Origin of the sequence: Rhodococcus sp. PML026, assembly GCF_000963615.1 — a bacterium.
Classification (GTDB): domain Bacteria; phylum Actinomycetota; class Actinomycetes; order Mycobacteriales; family Mycobacteriaceae; genus Rhodococcoides; species Rhodococcoides fascians.
The window spans coordinates 288,633-306,286 of record NZ_KQ031371.1 but is presented as its reverse complement, the minus strand read 5'-3'; the positions used below and the strand labels follow the sequence as shown (position 1 = coordinate 306,286).

The following is a 17,654-nucleotide window of genomic DNA, read 5'->3' as shown; positions in this document are numbered from 1 at the left end:
ACAGTATCGACTCACCGTCAGCGCGGGAACGATCTTCGTCGACGCCCACGTGGGACACTGGAGAGCGTGAGGCCATACCGTGACAACGCAGTCGTCCTGCGCCAGCACAAGCTGGGTGAGGCCGATCGCATCGTCACGTTGCTGACCAGGGAGAACGGCATCGTCCGTGCGGTGGCCAAGGGGGTGCGCCGCACCAAGTCCAAGTTCGGCGCACGGCTGGAGCCGTTTGCGCACATCGACGTCCTGCTCTATCCCGGACGCAACCTCGACATCGTCACTCAGGTGCACACGGTGGACGCGTTCGGCGGGGACATCGTTGCCGATTACGGCCGGTACACCACCGGCTGCGCAGTCCTCGAAACCGCCGAGCGTCTGGCCGGCGAAGAACACGCCCCCGCGCAGCGCCTGCATCAGCTGACCGTCGGCGCGCTGCGTGCCCTTGCGCAGCACATGCGGCCGCCCGAGTTGGTACTCGACGCGTATCTGCTGCGTGCGATGGGTTTCGCCGGATGGGCTCCCGCACTGACGGACTGCGCTCGATGCGCTGCGGTGGGGCCGCATCGTGCGTTCCACGTCGCCGCGGGTGGCGCTGTGTGCGTGCATTGCCGACCGCCGGGATCTGCGACGCCATCGACCGGTGTTCTGGATTTGATGGTGGCCCTCGAACGAGGGGAGTGGGACTACACCGTCACCACCTCCGATGCGGTCCGAAAGCAGGCCAGTGGCCTGGTGGCGGCTCATCTGCAGTGGCACCTCGAACGCCAGCTCCGCACACTTCCGCTCATCGAGCGCTCGCATCCACACCAGGTGCCGCTGGCCCAACCTGACTCCGTGTTCGCCGACACCGTCGGGCAGGATGGGGACCGTGATTCGACGACGCGAGCCGCAACACCGGCCTGACGAACGGCCGGCGGTTCGCCCGCCGGACCCGCACCCCTCGGGTGCGCGGCCGCCGATCTTGCAGCCGGAGCTGATTCCTCGTCACGTCGCTCTGGTCATGGACGGTAACGGCCGGTGGGCTCAGGATCGTGGATTGCCGCGAACCGCAGGGCACGAGCAGGGCGAAGCAGTACTGATGGATGCCGTCTGTGGCTGCATCGAAATCGGTGTGCAGTGGTTGTCTGCGTACGCTTTCTCGACGGAGAACTGGAAGCGCAGTCCCGACGAGGTCAAGTTCTTGATGGGTTTCAATCGCGACGTGATCCGGCGTCGACGAGACGAGATGAACGAGATGGGTGTGCGGGTGCGCTGGGCAGGTCGGCGACCGCGACTGTGGGGCAGCGTCATCAAAGAACTCGAAGTGGCCGAGGAGCTGACGAAGCACAACACGGTGATGACGCTGACCATGTGTGTCAATTACGGCGGGCGAGCCGAAATTGCCGACGCCACAAGGGAAATCGCGCGTCAGGTTGCCGCCGGAAAGATCAACCCGGAAAAGATCACCGAGGCGACCGTCGCGAAGTACCTCGACGAGGCGGACATGCCCGACGTCGACCTGTTCCTGCGTCCCTCGGGGGAGCAGAGAACCTCCAATTTCCTGCTGTGGCAGTCGGCCTACGCGGAGTTCGTGTTCCAGAAGAAACTGTTCCCCGATTTCGATCGTCGAGATCTGTGGGAGGCCTGCATCGAATTCGCGTCGCGGGACCGACGATTCGGTGGAGTGAAATATGAGTGACGATGTATCTGGCCTCACCTTGCAGACGCGGGCTCAGTTGGCGTTGGCGCAGTTCGCCACTGTCACTGTGGGGGAGGAAGGCTCTCTGGGGTTCGACTATGCAGGTGCGCTGTGCTCGCTACGCGCGGTGCAGCTCTCGCCGGAGCTCGAGGTGCTTTCGCTCACCGCGGTGCTGGCGTGGGATCGACCGCTCAAGCCCGCACTACACAAGAAGGTAGCCGACCGCAATGCCGATTCGCAGTTCGGCGCGATTTCGGTCAACACCCACGACAAGCTGGCAGATGTGTTGTTGCGCTACACCTTTCCGGCCAACGGGTTGGACGACGAAGCGATGTTGACGATGTTGATTCTGGTGCTCGCCGGGGTCGAGAAGGCCCGCGAGGGTTTGCTGCCCTGAACGGTCGTCTAAGGTAAGCCTTTACTTACTCACGTGAAGGCGGTTGCAATGGCGGTTCGAGTATCCAGAATGCTGACGGCAGTGGTGGCGGTGATGGCCATCGGCGCGTCCGCAACTGCCTGCTCCACAGCAGAACCCGACGACAGCGCGGCCCAGTCTGCGGACGGTGTTTTCCCGGTGGTCATCGACCACATCTACGGCAGCACGACCGTTCCGGAGAAGCCCACCCGCATAGTCACGCTCGGGGTGTCCGACGCCGATGCCGTCATCGCGCTCGGAACCGTCCCGGTCGGAAACACCGGATACACCTTCTACGAGACCGGACTCGGTCCGTGGACCGACGAGTTGGTGGGCGACGCACCACTGACGCTGCTGGGCTCGGAGTCCGAACCGAACTTCGAGCTGATCGCTTCTCTGCAACCGGATCTGATCACCGGGCTGAACGCCGGCTTCGACGAGGCCACCTACGCGCAACTCAGTGACATCGCCCCGACCGTCGCTCGACCGGCCGGATCGGCGGCATACGCCGTCGATCGCGAGGTGGCAACCGACACCATCGCCCGCGCGATGGGCGAATCCGATCGTGGCAAGAAGCTGAACGCCCAGACCACGGCTGCACTCGAACAGGTTCGAGCCGCACATCCGGAGTTCGCGGGTAAGACTGCCGCCGTGGTACTTCCGTACGACGGTCAGTTCGGCGCATATCTGCCGGGGGACGCGCGGGGGACGTTCGTCACGTCATTGGGCTTCGGGATTCCGGACCCGATCCTGGCCGAGGACAACGGAACCAACTTCTTCGTTCCGGTCTCGGCTGAGAACATCTCGAAGCTCGACGCCGATGTGGTGCTCTATCTCGGCACCGGCGACGACAACGACGTCGTGGCGGAGAATCCAATCTTCGGAACACTGACAGCCGCCCGCAACGACGCCATCGTTCCGTTGTCCACCGATCAGCGTGGGGCGATCACGTACAACTCGGTGCTGTCCATTCCGTTCGCCATCGATTCGGTGGTGCCTCGCCTGGCGGGTGCGGTGGGGTGAGAGCTGGTCAGTGATCGGCCGTGCTGCACTGACTGCAGGTGCCGAATATCTCGATCGTGTGGCTCACGTCGCTGAAGCCGTTGGACTCGGCGACACTCTGCGACCACTTCTCGACGGTGGGACCCTCGACCTCGACGGTGAATCCGCATGCTCGGCACACCAGGTGGTGATGATGGCCCGAGGAGCAACGCCGGTAGACCGACTCGCCGTTGTCGGTACGCAGGACGTCGACCGTTCCTGCGTCGGCGAGAGTCTGCAGTGTGCGGTACACGGTGGTCAGGCCGATACCCTCGCCGCGCTTGCGCAGCTCGTCGTGCAGATCCTGCGCGGACTTGAACTCCTCGATGGTGTCGAGCAGGTCCGAGATCGCACTTCGTTGTTTGGTGGCGCGCACTCCGACCACGACGGGTCGTCTCGGAGTGGCGGTATCGGTCGTCTTCTCGGTCACAGGTTTCGGCCTTCCTCGGCGTGAGCCACGGCGTCGACGACGATGTGGGAGAGATGGTCGTCGACCAGTCGGTACAGGACCTCGCGGCCGTTACGTTCTCCGCGGACCACACCGGCCGCCTTGAGAACCCGCAGATGCTGGCTGATCAACGGCTGTGTCACACCGAGGGCGACGACGAGTTCGTGAACGCAGCGCTCGGATTCTCGGAGCTGCAGGACGATCGCAATCCGAACCGGTGCGGCCAGTGCACGCAGGATGTCGCCGGCCGCGGCCAAGGTCTCCTTCGGCGGAAGTAACGCCGGGGGAGTGGCGGCGAACGGGTCGTCGTGCACCGGGCGTTCCGGATCCTGCAGATGCGCCGCCCTCTCCATGGACGAGTCGGTTCTGTGGGTGTGCACCGTGGACATGGCTGCGGCTCCTTCGGTCACCGGTCGGTTGTCGAATTCTCCCTGCACGGTCGACGTCATGAACTCAGGCTAGTGCAGTCATCGTTATTGCAAATCATATTCATTGTGATATGCACAGGTGCGCATGTCAATTTCGGTGCCCGACCGCTGTTCGGAATCGACGACCGAGCCAGATAGTCTGATCAGGGCGAAAACCGCCCACGTCACCTCGTACACGATGTAACCGAAGATGGAGAGCTCCGCCAGTGGCACCCAAGTCCAAGGTCGAAACCGTCGCCAACCTCGCCAAGCGCAGAGGTCTCGTCTACCCGTGCGGCGAAATCTACGGCGGTACGAAGTCGGCCTGGGACTACGGTCCGCTCGGCGTCGAGCTCAAGGAGAACATCAAGAAGCAGTGGTGGCGCAACATGGTCACCAGCCGCGACGACACCGTCGGGCTCGACTCGTCGGTGATTCTGCCGCGCCAGGTGTGGGAGGCCTCCGGCCACGTCGAGACGTTCTCCGATCCGCTCGTCGAGTCGCTGCACACCCACAAGCGCTACCGTGCCGATCACCTCATCGAGGCCTACGAGGAGAAGCACGGCCACCCGCCCGAGAACGGACTCGCCGATATCCGCGACCCGGAGACCGGTGAGCCCGGTTCGTGGACCGAGCCGCGCGCATTCTCCGGCCTGCTCAAGACCTTCCTCGGCCCGGTCGACAACGAAGAGGGGCTGCATTACCTTCGCCCCGAGACCGCCCAGGGCATCTTCGTCAACTTCGCCAACGTGCTGACGACCTCACGCAAGAAGCCGCCGTTCGGCATCGGCCAGATCGGCAAGAGCTTCCGCAACGAGATCACACCGGGAAACTTCATCTTCCGCACTCGCGAGTTCGAGCAAATGGAGATGGAGTTCTTCGTCAAGCCCGGCGAGGACGACGAGTGGCATCAGTACTGGATCGACTACCGCATGAAGTGGTACACCGATCTCGGCATCGATCCGGAGAACCTGCGGCTGTACGAGCACGCCAAGGAAAAGCTGTCGCACTACTCCAAGCGCACCGTCGACATCGAGTACCGCTTCGGCTTCCAGGGCAGCGCCTGGGGTGAGCTCGAGGGCGTCGCAAACCGCACCGATTACGACCTGACGGTGCACTCGAAGGCGTCGGGCCAGGACCTGAGCTACTACGAGCAGGCCACCGACACCCGGTACACCCCGTACGTCATCGAGCCGGCCGCCGGCTTGACTCGGTCGCTGATGGCGTTCCTCGTCGACGCGTACACAGAGGACGAGGCCCCCAACGCCAAGGGCGGCGTCGACAAGCGTGTCGTGCTCAAGCTCGATCGTCGTCTTGCCCCGGTGAAGGTCGCGGTGCTCCCGCTCTCGCGTAACGCCGACCTGACGCCGAAGGCGAAAGATCTTGCGCAGCAACTGCGTCAGTACTGGAACGTGGAATTCGACGATGCCGGAGCCATCGGCCGTCGCTACCGTCGCCAGGACGAGATCGGTACCCCGTTCTGCATCACCGTCGACTTCGACACCCTCGACGACCACGCCGTCACCATTCGTGAGCGCGACACGATGGCACAGGAGCGCGTGGCTCTCGATCAGGTCGAGGGCTATATCGCCGCCCGTCTGATCGGCGCGTAGGGCTGTAGGCAATACACAGGGCCCGATCTCTCGGTGAGAGATCGGGCCCTGTCGCATGTCTGGGTCGAATCAGAAGCGGCCGCCGCCGCCACCGAAGCCGCCGCCTCCGCCTCCACCGCCGCCGAAGCCCCCGCCGCCGAATCCACCACCGAATCCGCCTCCGCCTCCGCGCAGCACGCTGTTGATCAGGATTCCGCCGAGCACGGCGCCTGCTACGTTGCCGCCGCTACTGCCGCCGCGTGGGCCGTGCCGATTTTCCCAGTTCTGCACATCGGACTGGGCGATCTGCGACGCGCGCGAAGCCAATTGGCTGGCGGCATGCGCGTGCTTGAGAGCCTCGTCGGGATTGTCCGGCTCGAGCTGACGAGCTGCACCGAGATGCCGTTCGGCTTCGGACAAACGCGTTCGAGCATCGGCACCCACGCCGCCGCGGCGCGTCGAGATGTAGTCCGCAGCAGCAGTGATCTGCGCCTGAGCAGCCGCGATATCGCGTTCCAGACGCGCACGCAGCTGATCCTCGGCGGCCTTCTCGGCCGATGCTTCGTCGACGATCTTCTCGAGTTCGGAATCTGCTGCGGCAAGGGCGGTGTAACTACCGAGCGGATCGCTCGACTGTGCCGCCTCGGCCTTCTTCAATGCCGTCTGTGCCGCAGTCATCGCCGCCTGCAGTTCGGTGCCGCCGTGTTCGGCCAGTCCGCGAGCCTGCTCGATGTCCCGGCGGACGTCCGCGATGGCGTCGGGCAGGGTGGCTATTGCGTGCCGTATGTCGTCGCGGGCGTGGTCGACTCCGTCGAGCAGTGACTTCGCCTGATCGACGGCTCGTTCCGCGGTCCGAATCGCTGTGACGGCCGGGCCCTGCTTACCGGGCGGCAGTGCTGCGGCCTTGCGGCCGGCTTCGATGTTCTCCTCGGCCAGCGCAACTCGATCCTTGGCCATCGTGACGTTGTCGGCAATCGATTTCAATGCGGTCTCGGAGAATTCCGAATGCAGTTGAGCGAGTACGGCTTCGGACTGCGGAATGCGCACCGTCAAGCCGATGATGGCTTGGGTGAGCTCGTCGAGATGCGAACCGGCGTTCATGACGAGGTCGCGGAATCCGTCGAATTCCTCGACCCGAGAGTCGAGTTCGCGATCTGCCTGGCCGCACGAGGAGATGATTTCGACGAGCATCGCCCGTCGCTGATCGGGGGTTTCAGGAATGGCGTCGTCGAGCCGCTGACGGATCTCGAAGGCAGAGGCCAGAGCTTTCTTTGCGTTGTCGTACGCCGTGATGAAGGGAGCGGCTGCCGAATCGCCGAATTCGCCTCGGGCCAAGGTCAATTCCTCCTCGCTGGCTCGCACGGCGTTGTCGGTCTCGATCAGAATTTCCTTGGCGCGGGTGTCGAGAACGTCGATCGGGAATTGGGCCAATGCTGCCGGGTCGCTCGGGTCGATCTTCGCCACCGCTTCCACCTCGGCGGCCACTCGAGCCTTCTTGCGCCGTGAGGAGTAGACAACAGCTCCGCCGCCTGCGACGGCCAACACCCCGACACCGATCAGCAGCGGTGCCGACGACCCACCTCCACCGCTCGACGCATAGGCCTCGCCGAGAGCGCCGGCCGCCGCTATGGCCGCTCCCGACCAATCCTCTTCGCCCAGCGCAGGTTCGACGTCGTTGACACGAATGTCGTCCTGCTCCGCCGTGGTGATCTGTGAGAGCCCGGTGTTGACGCCGAGGTAGTACGACCGATCGACGGTCGCCACTGCGAGCAGGACGTCTCGCTGACCGAGATCGCTCCGTTCGTACGTCTGCCGTGCCCAGTCGGCCGCCGACATGTTGTCGAAATCCGCAACGTAGGTGACCCACAGCCTGAGCTGACTGCCGCCGTACAGGTCGTCGATGGACGTCTGTACCTCGGCCAGCGAGTCCGGATCGAGTGCCTGCACGTTGTCGGTGATCTGGGTGGCGAGGCGCGAGGGTGCCTCGGCGGAGGCGACGCCGGGGGCGAGGAGAACCGCAGCGAACAAGGTCAGAGCACCTGTTGCGGCGAGGCGACGGAATCGATGGACCGACCTACGGACTGTGGCGCTGGAATGCCGCCGGTGCTGGACTGCCATGCGCTGAAATCTACCGGCTCCAGGGTGTCCGAAACGAGCAGGTCGATCCATGACAGTTGTCATCGTGCAATCGTGACGCTCGGTCGAGGTGGTCGGGCTCGGATCGCAGCAGAGTAGCTGTCATGACCACAACGAAGGCAGTCGAACTGCGAGGCGTCACGAAGACATACGGATCGGTCCGTGCGGTGGACGGGATCGACCTGTCCATCGAGCCGGGCGAGGTAGTCGCTTTTCTCGGACCGAACGGTGCCGGCAAGACCACGACCATCGACATGATGCTCGGCCTGGCCACACCCACCACCGGGACGGTATCGGTGTTCGGCGGAACTCCGGCCGACGCCATCGCCCAGGGGCGCATCTCGGCGGTGATGCAGACCGGCGGACTTCTTCGCGACCTGACCGTCCGCGAAACCGTCGAACTGACCGCGGCCCTGTTCGCCCGAACTCGGTCGGTGAAGGAAGTGCTGACTCGGGCCGGCATCGCCGACATCGGCGACAGGCGAGTGGCCAAGTGCTCCGGCGGCCAGCAACAGCGACTGCGATTCGCACTTGCACTGTTGCCCGACCCGGATCTGCTGGTGCTGGACGAGCCGACCACCGGCATGGACGTCGAGGGTCGTCGTGACTTCTGGAACGCCATTCGCCAGGACGCGAGTACCGGCCGAACAGTGCTGTTCGCAACGCACTACCTCGACGAGGCCGATGCCTACGCCGACCGAATCGTGTTGGTGCGGCACGGCAAGATCGTCGCCGACGGCAGCGCCGCCGAGGTCAAGAACCTCGCGGCGGGACGCACGGTCACCGCCACTCTGCCCGGTGTCGACCGGTCAATGTTGCTCGCTCTTCCCGGAGTCGACCGGGTCGAGACGCGCGGCGACCGGGTGATCGTGCACGGACGCGACTCCGACTGCGTTGCCCGCTACCTGCTCAACGACGCGCACGCGACCGATCTCGAAATTGTCTCGCGGAACCTCGAGGACGCGTTCCTCGCCCTGACCACCGATGCCGACACCGAACTCGCCGGGAGTATCCGATGACCACGACCTCGCCCCGCCCCACCGCTGCCAGAGCCGTTGCTTACGGCGGATTTTCGCCCACGTTCCTCGGACTCGAAATCCGTCGCCTGTTCCGGAACAAGCGCACGTTGGTCTTCACGTTGGTCATGCCGCCGGTGTTCTTCGTCATCTTCGGTACGCAGTCGGACTACCGGACCAACTACCCTTTCGCGCACGGCAATGTCACGGGCTACATCGCCATCAGCATGGCCGTCTACGGAGCGATGCTGGCCACCACGAGTGGGGGAGCGATGGTCTCCGTCGAACGCGCTCAGGGCTGGAGCAGGCAGTTGCGACTGACTCCGCTCAAACCTGTCGCTTACATCGTCACCAAGATGCTCGTCGCCATGACAATGGGTGCTGCAGCGATCGTCGTGGTGTTCGTCGTCGCGGCATTCTTCGGAGCCGACATGCCGATCTGGGTGTGGCTCGCGTGCGGAGTGATCGCGTGGCTCGGATCTGCGGTGTTCGCCGCATTCGGGTTGTTCATGGGGTACCTGCTGCCCTCGGAGAACGTCATGCAGATCCTCGGACCGGTACTGGCCTTCCTCGCTCTGGCCGGCGGATTGTTCGTCCCGCTCGGTGACAGCGGCTGGTTCCCGATGCTGGCGAAGTTCACCCCGCTGTACGGTCTGGCGACTGTGGCCCGGGCTCCGTTCACCTCGGCCGACGCAGGCATCCTCGCCGTCGCAGTGGTCAACCTGGTGGTGTGGGCGGTGGTGTTCATCGCAGGAGCGGCGCTGCTGTTCCGGAAAGACACCAAGCGTGCCTGACGCGGAAACCACCGATCGTGTCGCCCACGGAGATACCGTGGGCGACATGACCACGTTCACCGCCGACCTCCCCGAGGGCAGGGTCTGGCGGTACGGCTGGATGTTCGGAGCCATCTGGCTGATCTACCTGATCTATCCGTTGAACGAGATTCTGTCGTTGGAGTCTGTGGCGGCACGGGTCCTCGGTATCGCCGCGATCGTCGGGTTCGGAGTCGTGTTCACGGCCACCTTCTGGCGCTTTCGCAACGGTCACCGCCGCGGACACCCGCTGCCGGTACGGCAGGCCTGGATCGCGCTCGCGGCAATGCTGGCCCTGACCGCGGCGATGAGCGCGCTGATCGGAACCACCGGATTCGGTGCAACGATCTACATCGCGGTGCTGGCGATGATGACGCTGCCGGTTCGGCAGGCATGGACGTTGGTCGCGGTGATGGTGGTGGCCATCGAAGTGGCACCGCGGGTCATCCCGTCCTGGGAGCCCGACAACTTTTTCGCGTTTCAGTTGCTGATCAGCTCGGCCGCCGCGTGGGGTATCACCCAGGTCTTCCAGCGCAACCACGAATTGGCCGTGGCGCGGCAGCAATTGGCGGATCTGGCCATCGTCGCCGAACGTGAGCGGATGAGCCGAGACGTGCACGACATTCTCGGGCATTCCCTGACCGTCATCACTGTCAAGAGTGAACTGGCCGGCAGATTGCTCGAGATCGATGCTGCCCGAGCAGCTGTCGAGATCGCCGAGGTGGAAACCCTTGCAAGGCAAGCACTGGCCGACGTTCGCAGCACCGTCGGCGGCATGCGGCAAATCGACATCGGCACCGAACTGGCAAGCGCACGAACAGCTTTGCTGGCTGCAGCCATCGACGTCGAGCTGCCCGCGGATGCCGACGTCGTTCCACTGCGACACCGCGAACTGTTCGGCTGGGTCCTGCGCGAAGCGGTGACCAACGTGGTGCGACACTCCCACGCACGCCGCTGCCGAGTGATGCTGACGCCGTCGAGCATTTCCATCGTCGACGACGGATGCGGGCCGGCCGAGGAAAACTGTGGAGGAAACGGGCTCCGCGGGTTGGGTGAACGCGTGAGCGCTGCCGGTGGTTCACTGACGGTCGCCCGGGTTCCGACCGGCGGATTCAAGGTGGAGGTCTCGGCACCATGAGTATCAGACTGTTGCTGGCCGACGACCAGGCGCTGGTGCGTGGTGCTCTCGCGGCATTGTTGGGGCTCGAACACGACCTCGACATCGTCGCCGAGGTGGGACGAGGCGACGAAGTGGTGGCGGCGGTTCTCGAACATCGACCCGACGTCGTGCTGCTCGACGTGGAAATGCCGGGCAAGAACGGCATCGACGTCACCGCCGAGCTGGCTCAGGCGGTACCGGAGTCGAAAGTGCTGATCGTCACGACGTTCGGCAGGCCGGGATATCTGCGCCGTGCGATCGATGCCGGAGCCTCCGGATTCGTCGTCAAGGACACTCCAGCCAAACAGTTGGCCGATGCCGTACGACGGGTCCACATGGGTCTGCGCGTCGTCGATCCCGCGCTCGCCACCGAGACGCTCACCGAGGGCGTCTCGCCGCTGACCGCCCGTGAGCAGGAAGTTCTTCGCGCAGCGTCGAAGGGTGGAACGGCCGGTGCCATCGCGGCGCAGGTGCACCTGTCGGAAGGGACAGTGCGCAACCATCTCTCTTCGGCGATCGGAAAAACCGGCACCAGCACCCGGGCCGAAGCGGTCCGAGTCGCCGAGGACCGCGGGTGGCTCTGACCTTCCGAGGCGCGCCGTGACCGCCGAAGATGCGCGGGCCTGGCAAACTCGAGGGGTGAATCCAACTCTCGACCGAGATTCGTACGGCGACCCGTACGACGACCGGTATGCCCCGGACCCCGGTCCCGAGCGGCTGGGCTTCTTCGGAACGCTCGGACGCTGGACGGGTCGGTTGGTCGCGGGAGTGATACTGATGGCCCTCGTTCTGGTGGCAGGCACCGCGGTGCGCGTGTGGCAGGTGGCTCGAATCGACGACCATACTGCGGCGGACGCCATCGTCGTACTCGGTGCTGCGCAGTACAGCGGTACGCCCTCGACGGTGTTCGAGGCACGCTTGGCGCAGGCCGCGTCGTTGTACGAGCAGGGCATCGCTCCCGAGATCGTCACCGTCGGCGGCAAGCAAGAAGGTGACCTGTTCACCGAGGCGGCGTCGGGTCGCAATTACCTGATAGATCAGGGCGTGCCTGCCGACGCGATCGTGGCCGTCGAAACCGGATCGGACACCCTCGAAAGCATCGAAGCCGTCAGTGCCACGCTACGAGATCAGGGCAAGACATCGGTGGTGCTGGTCAGCGATCCGTGGCACTCGCTGCGCACCCGAACCATGGCGCGCGACGCCGATCTCGATGCGTGGACGTCGCCCACCCGCACCGGGCCTGCCGTCTACACCCGCGAGTCGCAGGCGCACGGAATAGCCAGGGAGACAGGCGCTCTGCTGTGGTACCAGTTGACGCACTTCACCGCTGATTTCTCCTACACGGCAGGCCAGTAGATGACCGGCACATACTCCGAGCACGACGTCGAACGATTCGTTCCCGAACCGCCCAAGACCGCTGGGCTTCGATCCGGGGCGGACAACGCCTCGCATCGGAGTGCGTTCGCGCGAGATCGTGCGCGGGTCTTGCACTGTGCTGCCCTGCGTCGTCTTGCGGACAAGACCCAGGTGACCGGGCCCCGCGACGGCGACACCCCGCGCACCCGGTTGACGCATTCGCTCGAGGTCGCGCAGATCGGGCGCAGCATCGCGGAGGGGCTCGGCAGCGACCCCGATCTGGTCGATCTGGCGGGCTTGGCACACGACATCGGTCATCCTCCCTACGGACACAACGGCGAGCGGGCCCTCGACGAGGTGGCCCAGGATTGCGGCGGATTCGAGGGCAACGCGCAGAACCTGCGCATCCTGACCGGCCTCGAGCCCAAGATCCTCGACTCCGACGGCAACAGCGCGGGACTCAACCTCACCCGCGCCGCCCTCGACGCCGCGATGAAGTATCCGTGGACCAGGCCCGCGCCGGGCGCGAAATTCGGTGCCTACGACGACGACTCGGCCATTCTCGGCTGGGTACGCGACGGTGCACCGGACAAGCACAAGTGCCTCGAAGCGCAGACCATGGATTGGTCCGACGACGTCGCCTACTCGGTACACGACGTCGAGGACGGCGTCATCGACGCCAGAATCGACCTGCGCGCACTGTCCGATCCGATCGAGCAGCGGGCACTGGCCGAACTCGGTGTGTCGGAGTTCCGCGGACTCGACGTCGACGAGTTGATCGAGGCGGCGAGCCGGTTGTCCAAGATGGACGTCGTCGTCGCGGTCGGCAGATACGACGGCACTCTCACCGCATCCGTGGCGCTCAAGCACATGACCAGCGAGCTGGTCGGGCGATTCGCCACGGCTGCCATCGACGGAACCCGCCAGAAGTACGGCACGGCAGCGTTGACGAGGTACGATGCCGACCTCGTGGTGCCGTCGATCGTCGCGTCCGAAGTGGCTCTGCTCAAGACCATGGCACTGCGGTACGTCATGTCCGACGCTGGGCACAAGATTCGGCAGGAACGTCAACGTGACCGGATCCATCGTGTCGCCGAGTGGTTGATGCGCTCGGCGCCGGGCGAACTCGATCCCATCCTGGTGCCCGCGTGGCAACGCGCGAACAGCGACGCCGAACGGACTCGCGTCGTCGTGGATCAGATCGCGTCGTACACCGAGAGTCGACTCGAACTGGTGGACAAGCGGTCGCTCGGGGCTCAGGCCAGCTGGGGTTGATCGACGGGTGTCGGGCGTCTTGTTCGACGCTAGACTCCAGTCGTGGCCGGCCGAATTCCTGAACGTGACATTGCCGCCATTCGCGAACGCACACGGATCGAAGACATAGTCGGCGACTACGTCTCGCTCAAGCGCGCGGGCGGCGACTCCATGAAGGGGTTGTGTCCCTTCCACGACGAGAAGTCTCCGTCGTTCCATGTTCGGCCCAATCACGGCCATTACCACTGCTTCGGCTGCGGCGAAGGTGGTGATGCCTACTCGTTCCTCCAGAAGATCGAGCACATTTCGTTCGTCGAGGCCGTCGAGCAACTCGCCGATCGGCTGAACTACTCGATCTCCTACGAGGGCGGAGGGCCATCGGTCCAACGTGACCGCGGGACCCGAGCGCGCCTGATCGCCGCGAACGCGGCGGCTCAGGAGTTCTACGCAGGTCGGCTCAGCGGGCCCGATGCCCAGGCCGCCCGGGACTACCTGACCGAACGCAACTTCGACGGCCACGCCGCACTGGCCTACGGCTGCGGATACGCACCCGACGGCTGGGACACCCTCACCAAACACTTGCTGGGCAAGGGCTTCGAAGCCAAGGAGATCGTCGACGCCGGCCTGGCGACCCCGGGCAAGCGCGGCACACCCATCGACCGATTCCGGCGCCGGTTGGTGTGGCCGATTCGCAGTCAGAGCGGCGACGTCATCGGCTTCGGCGCACGCAAGCTGTTCGACGACGACACGATGCCCGGAAAGTACATCAACACTCCGGAAACGATGCTGTACAAGAAGTCTCAAGTGTTGTTCGGGCTCGACCTGGCACGCAAGGAGATCGCGAAGTCGCATCAGGCCGTCATCGTCGAGGGCTACACCGACGTCATGGCGATGCACCTCGCCGGCGTCAAGACCGCGGTGGCGTCCTGTGGCACCGCGTTCGGCGAAGACCACCTCGCGATGCTGCGCCGACTGATGATGGACGACAGCTACTTTCGCGGTGAGGTGATCTACACCTTCGACGGTGACGACGCCGGCCAGGCCGCGGCCATGAAGGCGTTCGAGGGGGATCAGAAGATCGCCGGGCAGACCTTCGTCGCCGTCGCACCCGACGGAATGGACCCGTGCGACCTGCGCCTGAAATCCGGTGACAACGCTGTTCGCGATCTCGTGGCCCGGCGGACCCCGATGTTTGCCTTCGTCGTCAAATCGCTGCTGCGAGAGCATGATCTGGACACGCCCGAGGGGCGCGTCGAAGCCCTCAAACGCACTGTTCCCGTCGTTGCACGGATCAAGGACGCCTCACTGCGCGACGAGTACGCCAGGCAGCTCGCCGGATGGACCGGCTGGGACGACACTGCGATGGTGCTCGCGCGCGTGCGCGACGAGGCGAAGAAGGGTGCCCGAGGCGACACCAGCGGCAAACGCGTGCCCTTCGAGAAGCGTCAGGCAGCGCCGACGGAAGCCCCGGCCGGGCCGCCGCGTCCGAACCCCACCGATCCGACGCTGTGGCCGCAACGAGAGGCCCTCAAAGCGGTGCTGCAGATGCCCGCGGTCGCCGGCACCGTCTTCGATTCGCTACCGCCCGAGAGCTTCCACCATCCGGCGTACGCAGCGGTGCGCGATGCTGTGGCCGCGGCCGGCGGCACTGCCGCGGGCCTGGGCGGTGGGGAGTGGGTCGACGCAGTGGCCAAGCAGGCCAAGGACGCAGTGGTGGTGTCGTTGGTGACGGAGCTGGCCGTCGACCCGATGCGCGTGGCCGACGACGCTCTGACACGCTACATCTCCGGTGTGCTCGCCCGGCTTCAAGAGGTGTGGGTGGGCCAACAGGTCGCCGAACTGAAGTCCAAGCTGCAGCGCATGTCGCCTGCGGAGAAGCCGGACGACTACAACGCCCTGTTCGGTGATCTCATCGCCCTCGAGCAGTACCGCCGCAGCCTGCTCGAACTCGCCGTGGGAAGCGTCGCCGAGGTCGGTTAGCGCCGCAGCTGATCGCGCGGGACGAAAACCTGGTCTTCGTCGTCGACCGGCTTCATCGGCTCGAGTCTCGGCTGCGTGTTCAGAGAGTCGGACAACTTCTGACGGCCGACCTCGATGGCCTTCTTGGTGGCCGGGCTCGACGCGACGGCGCTGGCCGTCTTGCGAATCTGCTCGTAGCGGCCCCGTCCGGCCTTGGCTCCCAGTACATATGCAGCTCCAGCCGCCAGTACCAAACGAATCATCAGTGGGTCCTTCCGTAGAGCGTGCGGCCGTTCTTCCATCTTGCCCGACGAACCTCGAGCAGGGCGATTCGGTACACAGCGGAAGCTGTTCCGGCGCTCTCGTGGGCCCGATTTGGTACTCACAAGGGGGTGTGCGCTATTGTTTCCAACGGCTCGCACGAGAGTGTGACGCCGCAAGGTAATCCCCCATAGCTCAATTGGCAGAGCATTCGACTGTTAATCGAAGGGTTCCTGGTTCGAGTCCAGGTGGGGGAGCGCAGTCCCCGTCCGGCTTGTCCGGGCGGGGATTTTTGCTGTCCGGGGTCGCTCGCCCGTGACCGGGTCGGTCGGCGAGAACGTACCGCACATGTGGTACCGAGAGTCCCGGACAGCTATCAGATCGTGACCGAATCTTCTGTATATCGATCGAATGAATCAGGTCGACGGATGCCAGTTTTGTCGGTGTCTCGCGACATACTGTTCGTGCGATCCGGGACGCTCGGAAGTGCTGGAAAAAAGACGGATCGGTCGGGTCTAAGGGGCTTTGAAGTGAGTTTGAGTTACGCATCCACCGTTCCACGCCAGCTCGTGCATCGGCGCTCTCCGGCGGACGTGCTGTTGACCGACTACGAGACGGTCGACGGTATGCATCGTGCGGCGGTACAGCTGCCGACGTCGCATCGCATGTTCGTGCCGGTACGTCGCACCCACGATTCGTTGATGATCGCCGAGGCGCTACGGCAGGCAGTGAGCCTGTTCTGTCACGTCGAACACGACGTCCCGCTCGACCACGTGGTCTACATCGAGCACGTCCGGTTCGACATTCTCGACCTGCTGTCGGTCGACAACATCGACGATTCGCTTGTCGCCGAGTCGATCACGACCGACCGCACATTCGAGGACGAGTCGCTGGACAACCTGAAGCTGTCGGCTCGACTGCTCAACCGCGGTCAGGTCGTCGCCTCCGGAACGGCGTCCGTGCGTCCCATCGGACCGGACGTCTACTCCAAGGTCCGCAAGCCGACCATGGCCGACCCACACTTTCGGTACCTTCCCGCCGGAACCGAGGTGGTGGAACCGGCCGGTGTGGGCCGTCTCGACCCCTCCGATGTAGTACTGGCTCGTCATACCTCGGACGGGACGCTCGTGGTGGCTCCGGATCCGCGGAACCTGGCGATGTTCGATCACTCGGTGGAATACCTACCGGGCGTCACCATGCTCGAAGCCGCCCGTCAGGCGTTGCGTTTGGCCACCGGTTGCGTGGGACTGGATTTCACGTCCCTCGAGGTCAGGTTCTTGGGGTTCGCCGAATGGGCCAACCCGTGCACGGTCATCGTCGACAGCGACACGACCGACGGCATTCACCGCATTCAGTTCGAGCACGACGGGGTCGTGCTCTCGGCGATGTCCGTCACGGCGACACCCGAACCGTGGCTACCGCTCAGCGATCGTTCCAGTCGATGAGCGGAGCATCGGCTACCGCGCGTATCCGGGCCAGTCGCCGGCGAGGGGCGATCGACGGTAGCAACAGGTGCCACATCTCGGTCATCCGAAGCTGGAGGTCGGCGCGTCCGGTGAGCATCTCCGAGACGGTCTGAACTCCCGTGAACGATGCAACGATCATCCTGGCGAGTGCGGCCGTGTCCATGTCGTCGACGATGTCGCCTTCGGTCCGGGCGCGCTCGGTCAACTTCGCGATCATTCCGATCCAGTCGTCGAACGATTGCGCATTCGGATTCTGAGCCGTCGTCGATTCCAACGTCAACCGCATGCCGCCACGTGCTGTGGGGTCGGTCTGCAGCTGACGCGCCAACTCCTTGGTGATCAGGATCAGAGCATCGATGGCCTTCGGTGTGCTCTCGATGATGGTGACGGTGGCAGCGGTGGCAAGAGCCATCTGTGCCTCGATCACGGCCTGCGCCAGATCTTCCTTCGACGAGAAGTGGAAGTACATCGCACCCTTGCTGACGCCGGCGTTGGCGATGATGGTGCTCAGACTGGCTGTGCCGTAGCCGAACTTGTCGAAGCTCGATGCGGCTCCCACGAGTACGGCCTGCCTGGTCGATTCTGCGCGCTCTTGCATCGGTAGACAATAGCTGGTACCCGCTTTCGCGGCACTCTCCGAGTCAAAAGACGGCAATT

General features: G+C 64.6%; 18 protein-coding genes and 1 tRNA gene. 14 read left to right on the top strand and 5 right to left on the bottom strand.

From position 1 onward, the window contains the following. Window positions 1-66: 66 nt before the first annotated feature. The 4 genes from recO to VF34_RS09010 are packed head-to-tail and all read left to right on the top strand — an operon-like array spanning window position 67 to window position 3,113. Entirely contained in the window at window positions 67-900 is an 834-nt protein-coding gene (recO, locus tag VF34_RS09025) for a DNA repair protein RecO (protein WP_032374422.1), read from the top strand. Beyond that, window positions 866-1,675 carry an isoprenyl transferase gene (locus VF34_RS09020; RefSeq protein ID WP_027497493.1) on the top strand — a complete coding sequence of 270 codons (810 nt, stop codon included), beginning with the start codon at window positions 866-868 and terminating at the stop codon, window positions 1,673-1,675. The genes recO and VF34_RS09020 overlap by 35 nt, the downstream gene beginning before the upstream one ends. Next, window positions 1,668-2,072: a hypothetical protein gene (locus VF34_RS09015; RefSeq protein ID WP_027497492.1), complete on the top strand. Its 405-nt coding sequence runs from the start codon at window positions 1,668-1,670 to the stop codon at window positions 2,070-2,072. Before VF34_RS09020 ends, VF34_RS09015 begins: the two co-directional genes overlap by 8 nt. Window positions 2,073-2,120: 48 nt before the next feature. Continuing rightward, the gene (locus VF34_RS09010; RefSeq protein ID WP_032374559.1) at window positions 2,121-3,113 is read left to right on the top strand and encodes an iron-siderophore ABC transporter substrate-binding protein; all 993 of its coding nucleotides are present in this window, start codon (window positions 2,121-2,123) and stop codon (window positions 3,111-3,113) included. Between the two features lie 7 nt (window positions 3,114-3,120). Here VF34_RS09010 and VF34_RS09005 read toward each other — a convergent pair whose 3' ends face one another. Further along, window positions 3,121-3,561 carry a Fur family transcriptional regulator gene (locus tag VF34_RS09005; protein WP_032368170.1) on the bottom strand — a complete coding sequence of 147 codons (441 nt, stop codon included), beginning with the start codon at window positions 3,559-3,561 and terminating at the stop codon, window positions 3,121-3,123. Continuing rightward, window positions 3,558-3,932: an ArsR/SmtB family transcription factor gene (locus VF34_RS09000; protein ID WP_080733342.1), complete on the bottom strand. Its 375-nt coding sequence runs from the start codon at window positions 3,930-3,932 to the stop codon at window positions 3,558-3,560. The genes VF34_RS09005 and VF34_RS09000 overlap by 4 nt, the downstream gene beginning before the upstream one ends. 281 nt (window positions 3,933-4,213) lie before the next feature. Between VF34_RS09000 and VF34_RS08995 the strand changes: the two genes are divergently transcribed. Then, window positions 4,214-5,599: a glycine--tRNA ligase gene (locus tag VF34_RS08995; protein WP_032368169.1), complete on the top strand. Its 1,386-nt coding sequence runs from the start codon at window positions 4,214-4,216 to the stop codon at window positions 5,597-5,599. Window positions 5,600-5,668: 69 nt separating this feature from the next. Here VF34_RS08995 and VF34_RS08990 read toward each other — a convergent pair whose 3' ends face one another. After that, window positions 5,669-7,696 carry a TPM domain-containing protein gene (locus tag VF34_RS08990; RefSeq protein WP_032374421.1) on the bottom strand — a complete coding sequence of 676 codons (2,028 nt, stop codon included), beginning with the start codon at window positions 7,694-7,696 and terminating at the stop codon, window positions 5,669-5,671. Window positions 7,697-7,818: 122 nt separating this feature from the next. Here VF34_RS08990 and VF34_RS08985 point away from each other — a divergent pair, with 122 nt between their 5' ends. From VF34_RS08985 to dnaG, 7 genes are read left to right on the top strand one after another with little or no spacing between them, the layout of a single operon-like run. Next, window positions 7,819-8,733 (top strand): ABC transporter ATP-binding protein, encoded by a 915-nt coding sequence (locus VF34_RS08985; protein WP_032374420.1) that lies wholly within the window; start codon window positions 7,819-7,821, stop codon window positions 8,731-8,733. After that, window positions 8,730-9,524, top strand: coding sequence for an ABC transporter permease (locus VF34_RS08980; RefSeq protein ID WP_027497485.1), 795 nt, complete (start codon window positions 8,730-8,732; stop codon window positions 9,522-9,524). Before VF34_RS08985 ends, VF34_RS08980 begins: the two co-directional genes overlap by 4 nt. Window positions 9,525-9,570: 46 nt before the next feature. Next, window positions 9,571-10,680, top strand: coding sequence for a sensor histidine kinase (locus VF34_RS08975; RefSeq protein WP_032374557.1), 1,110 nt, complete (start codon window positions 9,571-9,573; stop codon window positions 10,678-10,680). Further along, window positions 10,677-11,285, top strand: coding sequence for a response regulator transcription factor (locus VF34_RS08970; RefSeq protein ID WP_032374419.1), 609 nt, complete (start codon window positions 10,677-10,679; stop codon window positions 11,283-11,285). Before VF34_RS08975 ends, VF34_RS08970 begins: the two co-directional genes overlap by 4 nt. A gap of 55 nt (window positions 11,286-11,340) precedes the next feature. Continuing rightward, the gene (locus VF34_RS08965) at window positions 11,341-12,057 is read left to right on the top strand and encodes a YdcF family protein (RefSeq protein ID WP_027497482.1); all 717 of its coding nucleotides are present in this window, start codon (window positions 11,341-11,343) and stop codon (window positions 12,055-12,057) included. After that, window positions 12,058-13,332, top strand: a complete 1,275-nt coding sequence (locus tag VF34_RS08960) for a deoxyguanosinetriphosphate triphosphohydrolase (protein WP_027497481.1) — start codon at window positions 12,058-12,060, stop codon at window positions 13,330-13,332. Window positions 13,333-13,374: 42 nt separating this feature from the next. Further along, window positions 13,375-15,291, top strand: coding sequence for a DNA primase (gene dnaG, locus VF34_RS08955; RefSeq protein ID WP_027497480.1), 1,917 nt, complete (start codon window positions 13,375-13,377; stop codon window positions 15,289-15,291). On the opposite strand, the gene VF34_RS08950 is transcribed toward dnaG, so the two are convergent. Further along, complete coding sequence (locus VF34_RS08950) at window positions 15,288-15,533, bottom strand: hypothetical protein (protein ID WP_027497479.1); 246 nt, start codon at window positions 15,531-15,533, stop codon at window positions 15,288-15,290. The genes dnaG and VF34_RS08950 overlap by 4 nt on opposite strands. 182 nt (window positions 15,534-15,715) lie before the next feature. Here VF34_RS08950 and VF34_RS08945 point away from each other — a divergent pair. Together VF34_RS08945 and VF34_RS08940 are read left to right on the top strand one after the other, a co-directional pair. After that, window positions 15,716-15,788, top strand: a tRNA-Asn gene (locus tag VF34_RS08945). A gap of 273 nt (window positions 15,789-16,061) precedes the next feature. Then, window positions 16,062-16,976, top strand: coding sequence for an AfsA-related hotdog domain-containing protein (locus VF34_RS08940; protein ID WP_032374418.1), 915 nt, complete (start codon window positions 16,062-16,064; stop codon window positions 16,974-16,976). On the opposite strand, the gene VF34_RS08935 is transcribed toward VF34_RS08940, so the two are convergent. Then, window positions 16,954-17,595, bottom strand: coding sequence for a ScbR family autoregulator-binding transcription factor (locus VF34_RS08935; RefSeq protein ID WP_032374417.1), 642 nt, complete (start codon window positions 17,593-17,595; stop codon window positions 16,954-16,956). The two genes, VF34_RS08940 and VF34_RS08935, sit on opposite strands and share 23 nt — an antisense overlap. Between the last annotated feature and the right edge of the window lie 59 nt (window positions 17,596-17,654).

Coding starts and splice junctions, on each gene's coding strand:
- VF34_RS09015 (WP_027497492.1), top strand. CDS start 1,668: ATGAGTGACGATGTATCTGGCCTCACCTTGCAGACGCGGGCTCAGTTG.
- VF34_RS09000 (WP_080733342.1), bottom strand. CDS start 3,932: ATGGAGAGGGCGGCGCATCTGCAGGATCCGGAACGCCCGGTGCACGAC.
- VF34_RS08950 (WP_027497479.1), bottom strand. CDS start 15,533: ATGATTCGTTTGGTACTGGCGGCTGGAGCTGCATATGTACTGGGAGCC.
- VF34_RS08960 (WP_027497481.1), top strand. CDS start 12,058: ATGACCGGCACATACTCCGAGCACGACGTCGAACGATTCGTTCCCGAA.
- VF34_RS08935 (WP_032374417.1), bottom strand. CDS start 17,595: ATGCAAGAGCGCGCAGAATCGACCAGGCAGGCCGTACTCGTGGGAGCC.
- VF34_RS08980 (WP_027497485.1), top strand. CDS start 8,730: ATGACCACGACCTCGCCCCGCCCCACCGCTGCCAGAGCCGTTGCTTAC.
- VF34_RS08985 (WP_032374420.1), top strand. CDS start 7,819: ATGACCACAACGAAGGCAGTCGAACTGCGAGGCGTCACGAAGACATAC.
- VF34_RS08990 (WP_032374421.1), bottom strand. CDS start 7,696: ATGGCAGTCCAGCACCGGCGGCATTCCAGCGCCACAGTCCGTAGGTCG.
- VF34_RS09010 (WP_032374559.1), top strand. CDS start 2,121: ATGGCGGTTCGAGTATCCAGAATGCTGACGGCAGTGGTGGCGGTGATG.
- VF34_RS08975 (WP_032374557.1), top strand. CDS start 9,571: ATGACCACGTTCACCGCCGACCTCCCCGAGGGCAGGGTCTGGCGGTAC.
- VF34_RS08970 (WP_032374419.1), top strand. CDS start 10,677: ATGAGTATCAGACTGTTGCTGGCCGACGACCAGGCGCTGGTGCGTGGT.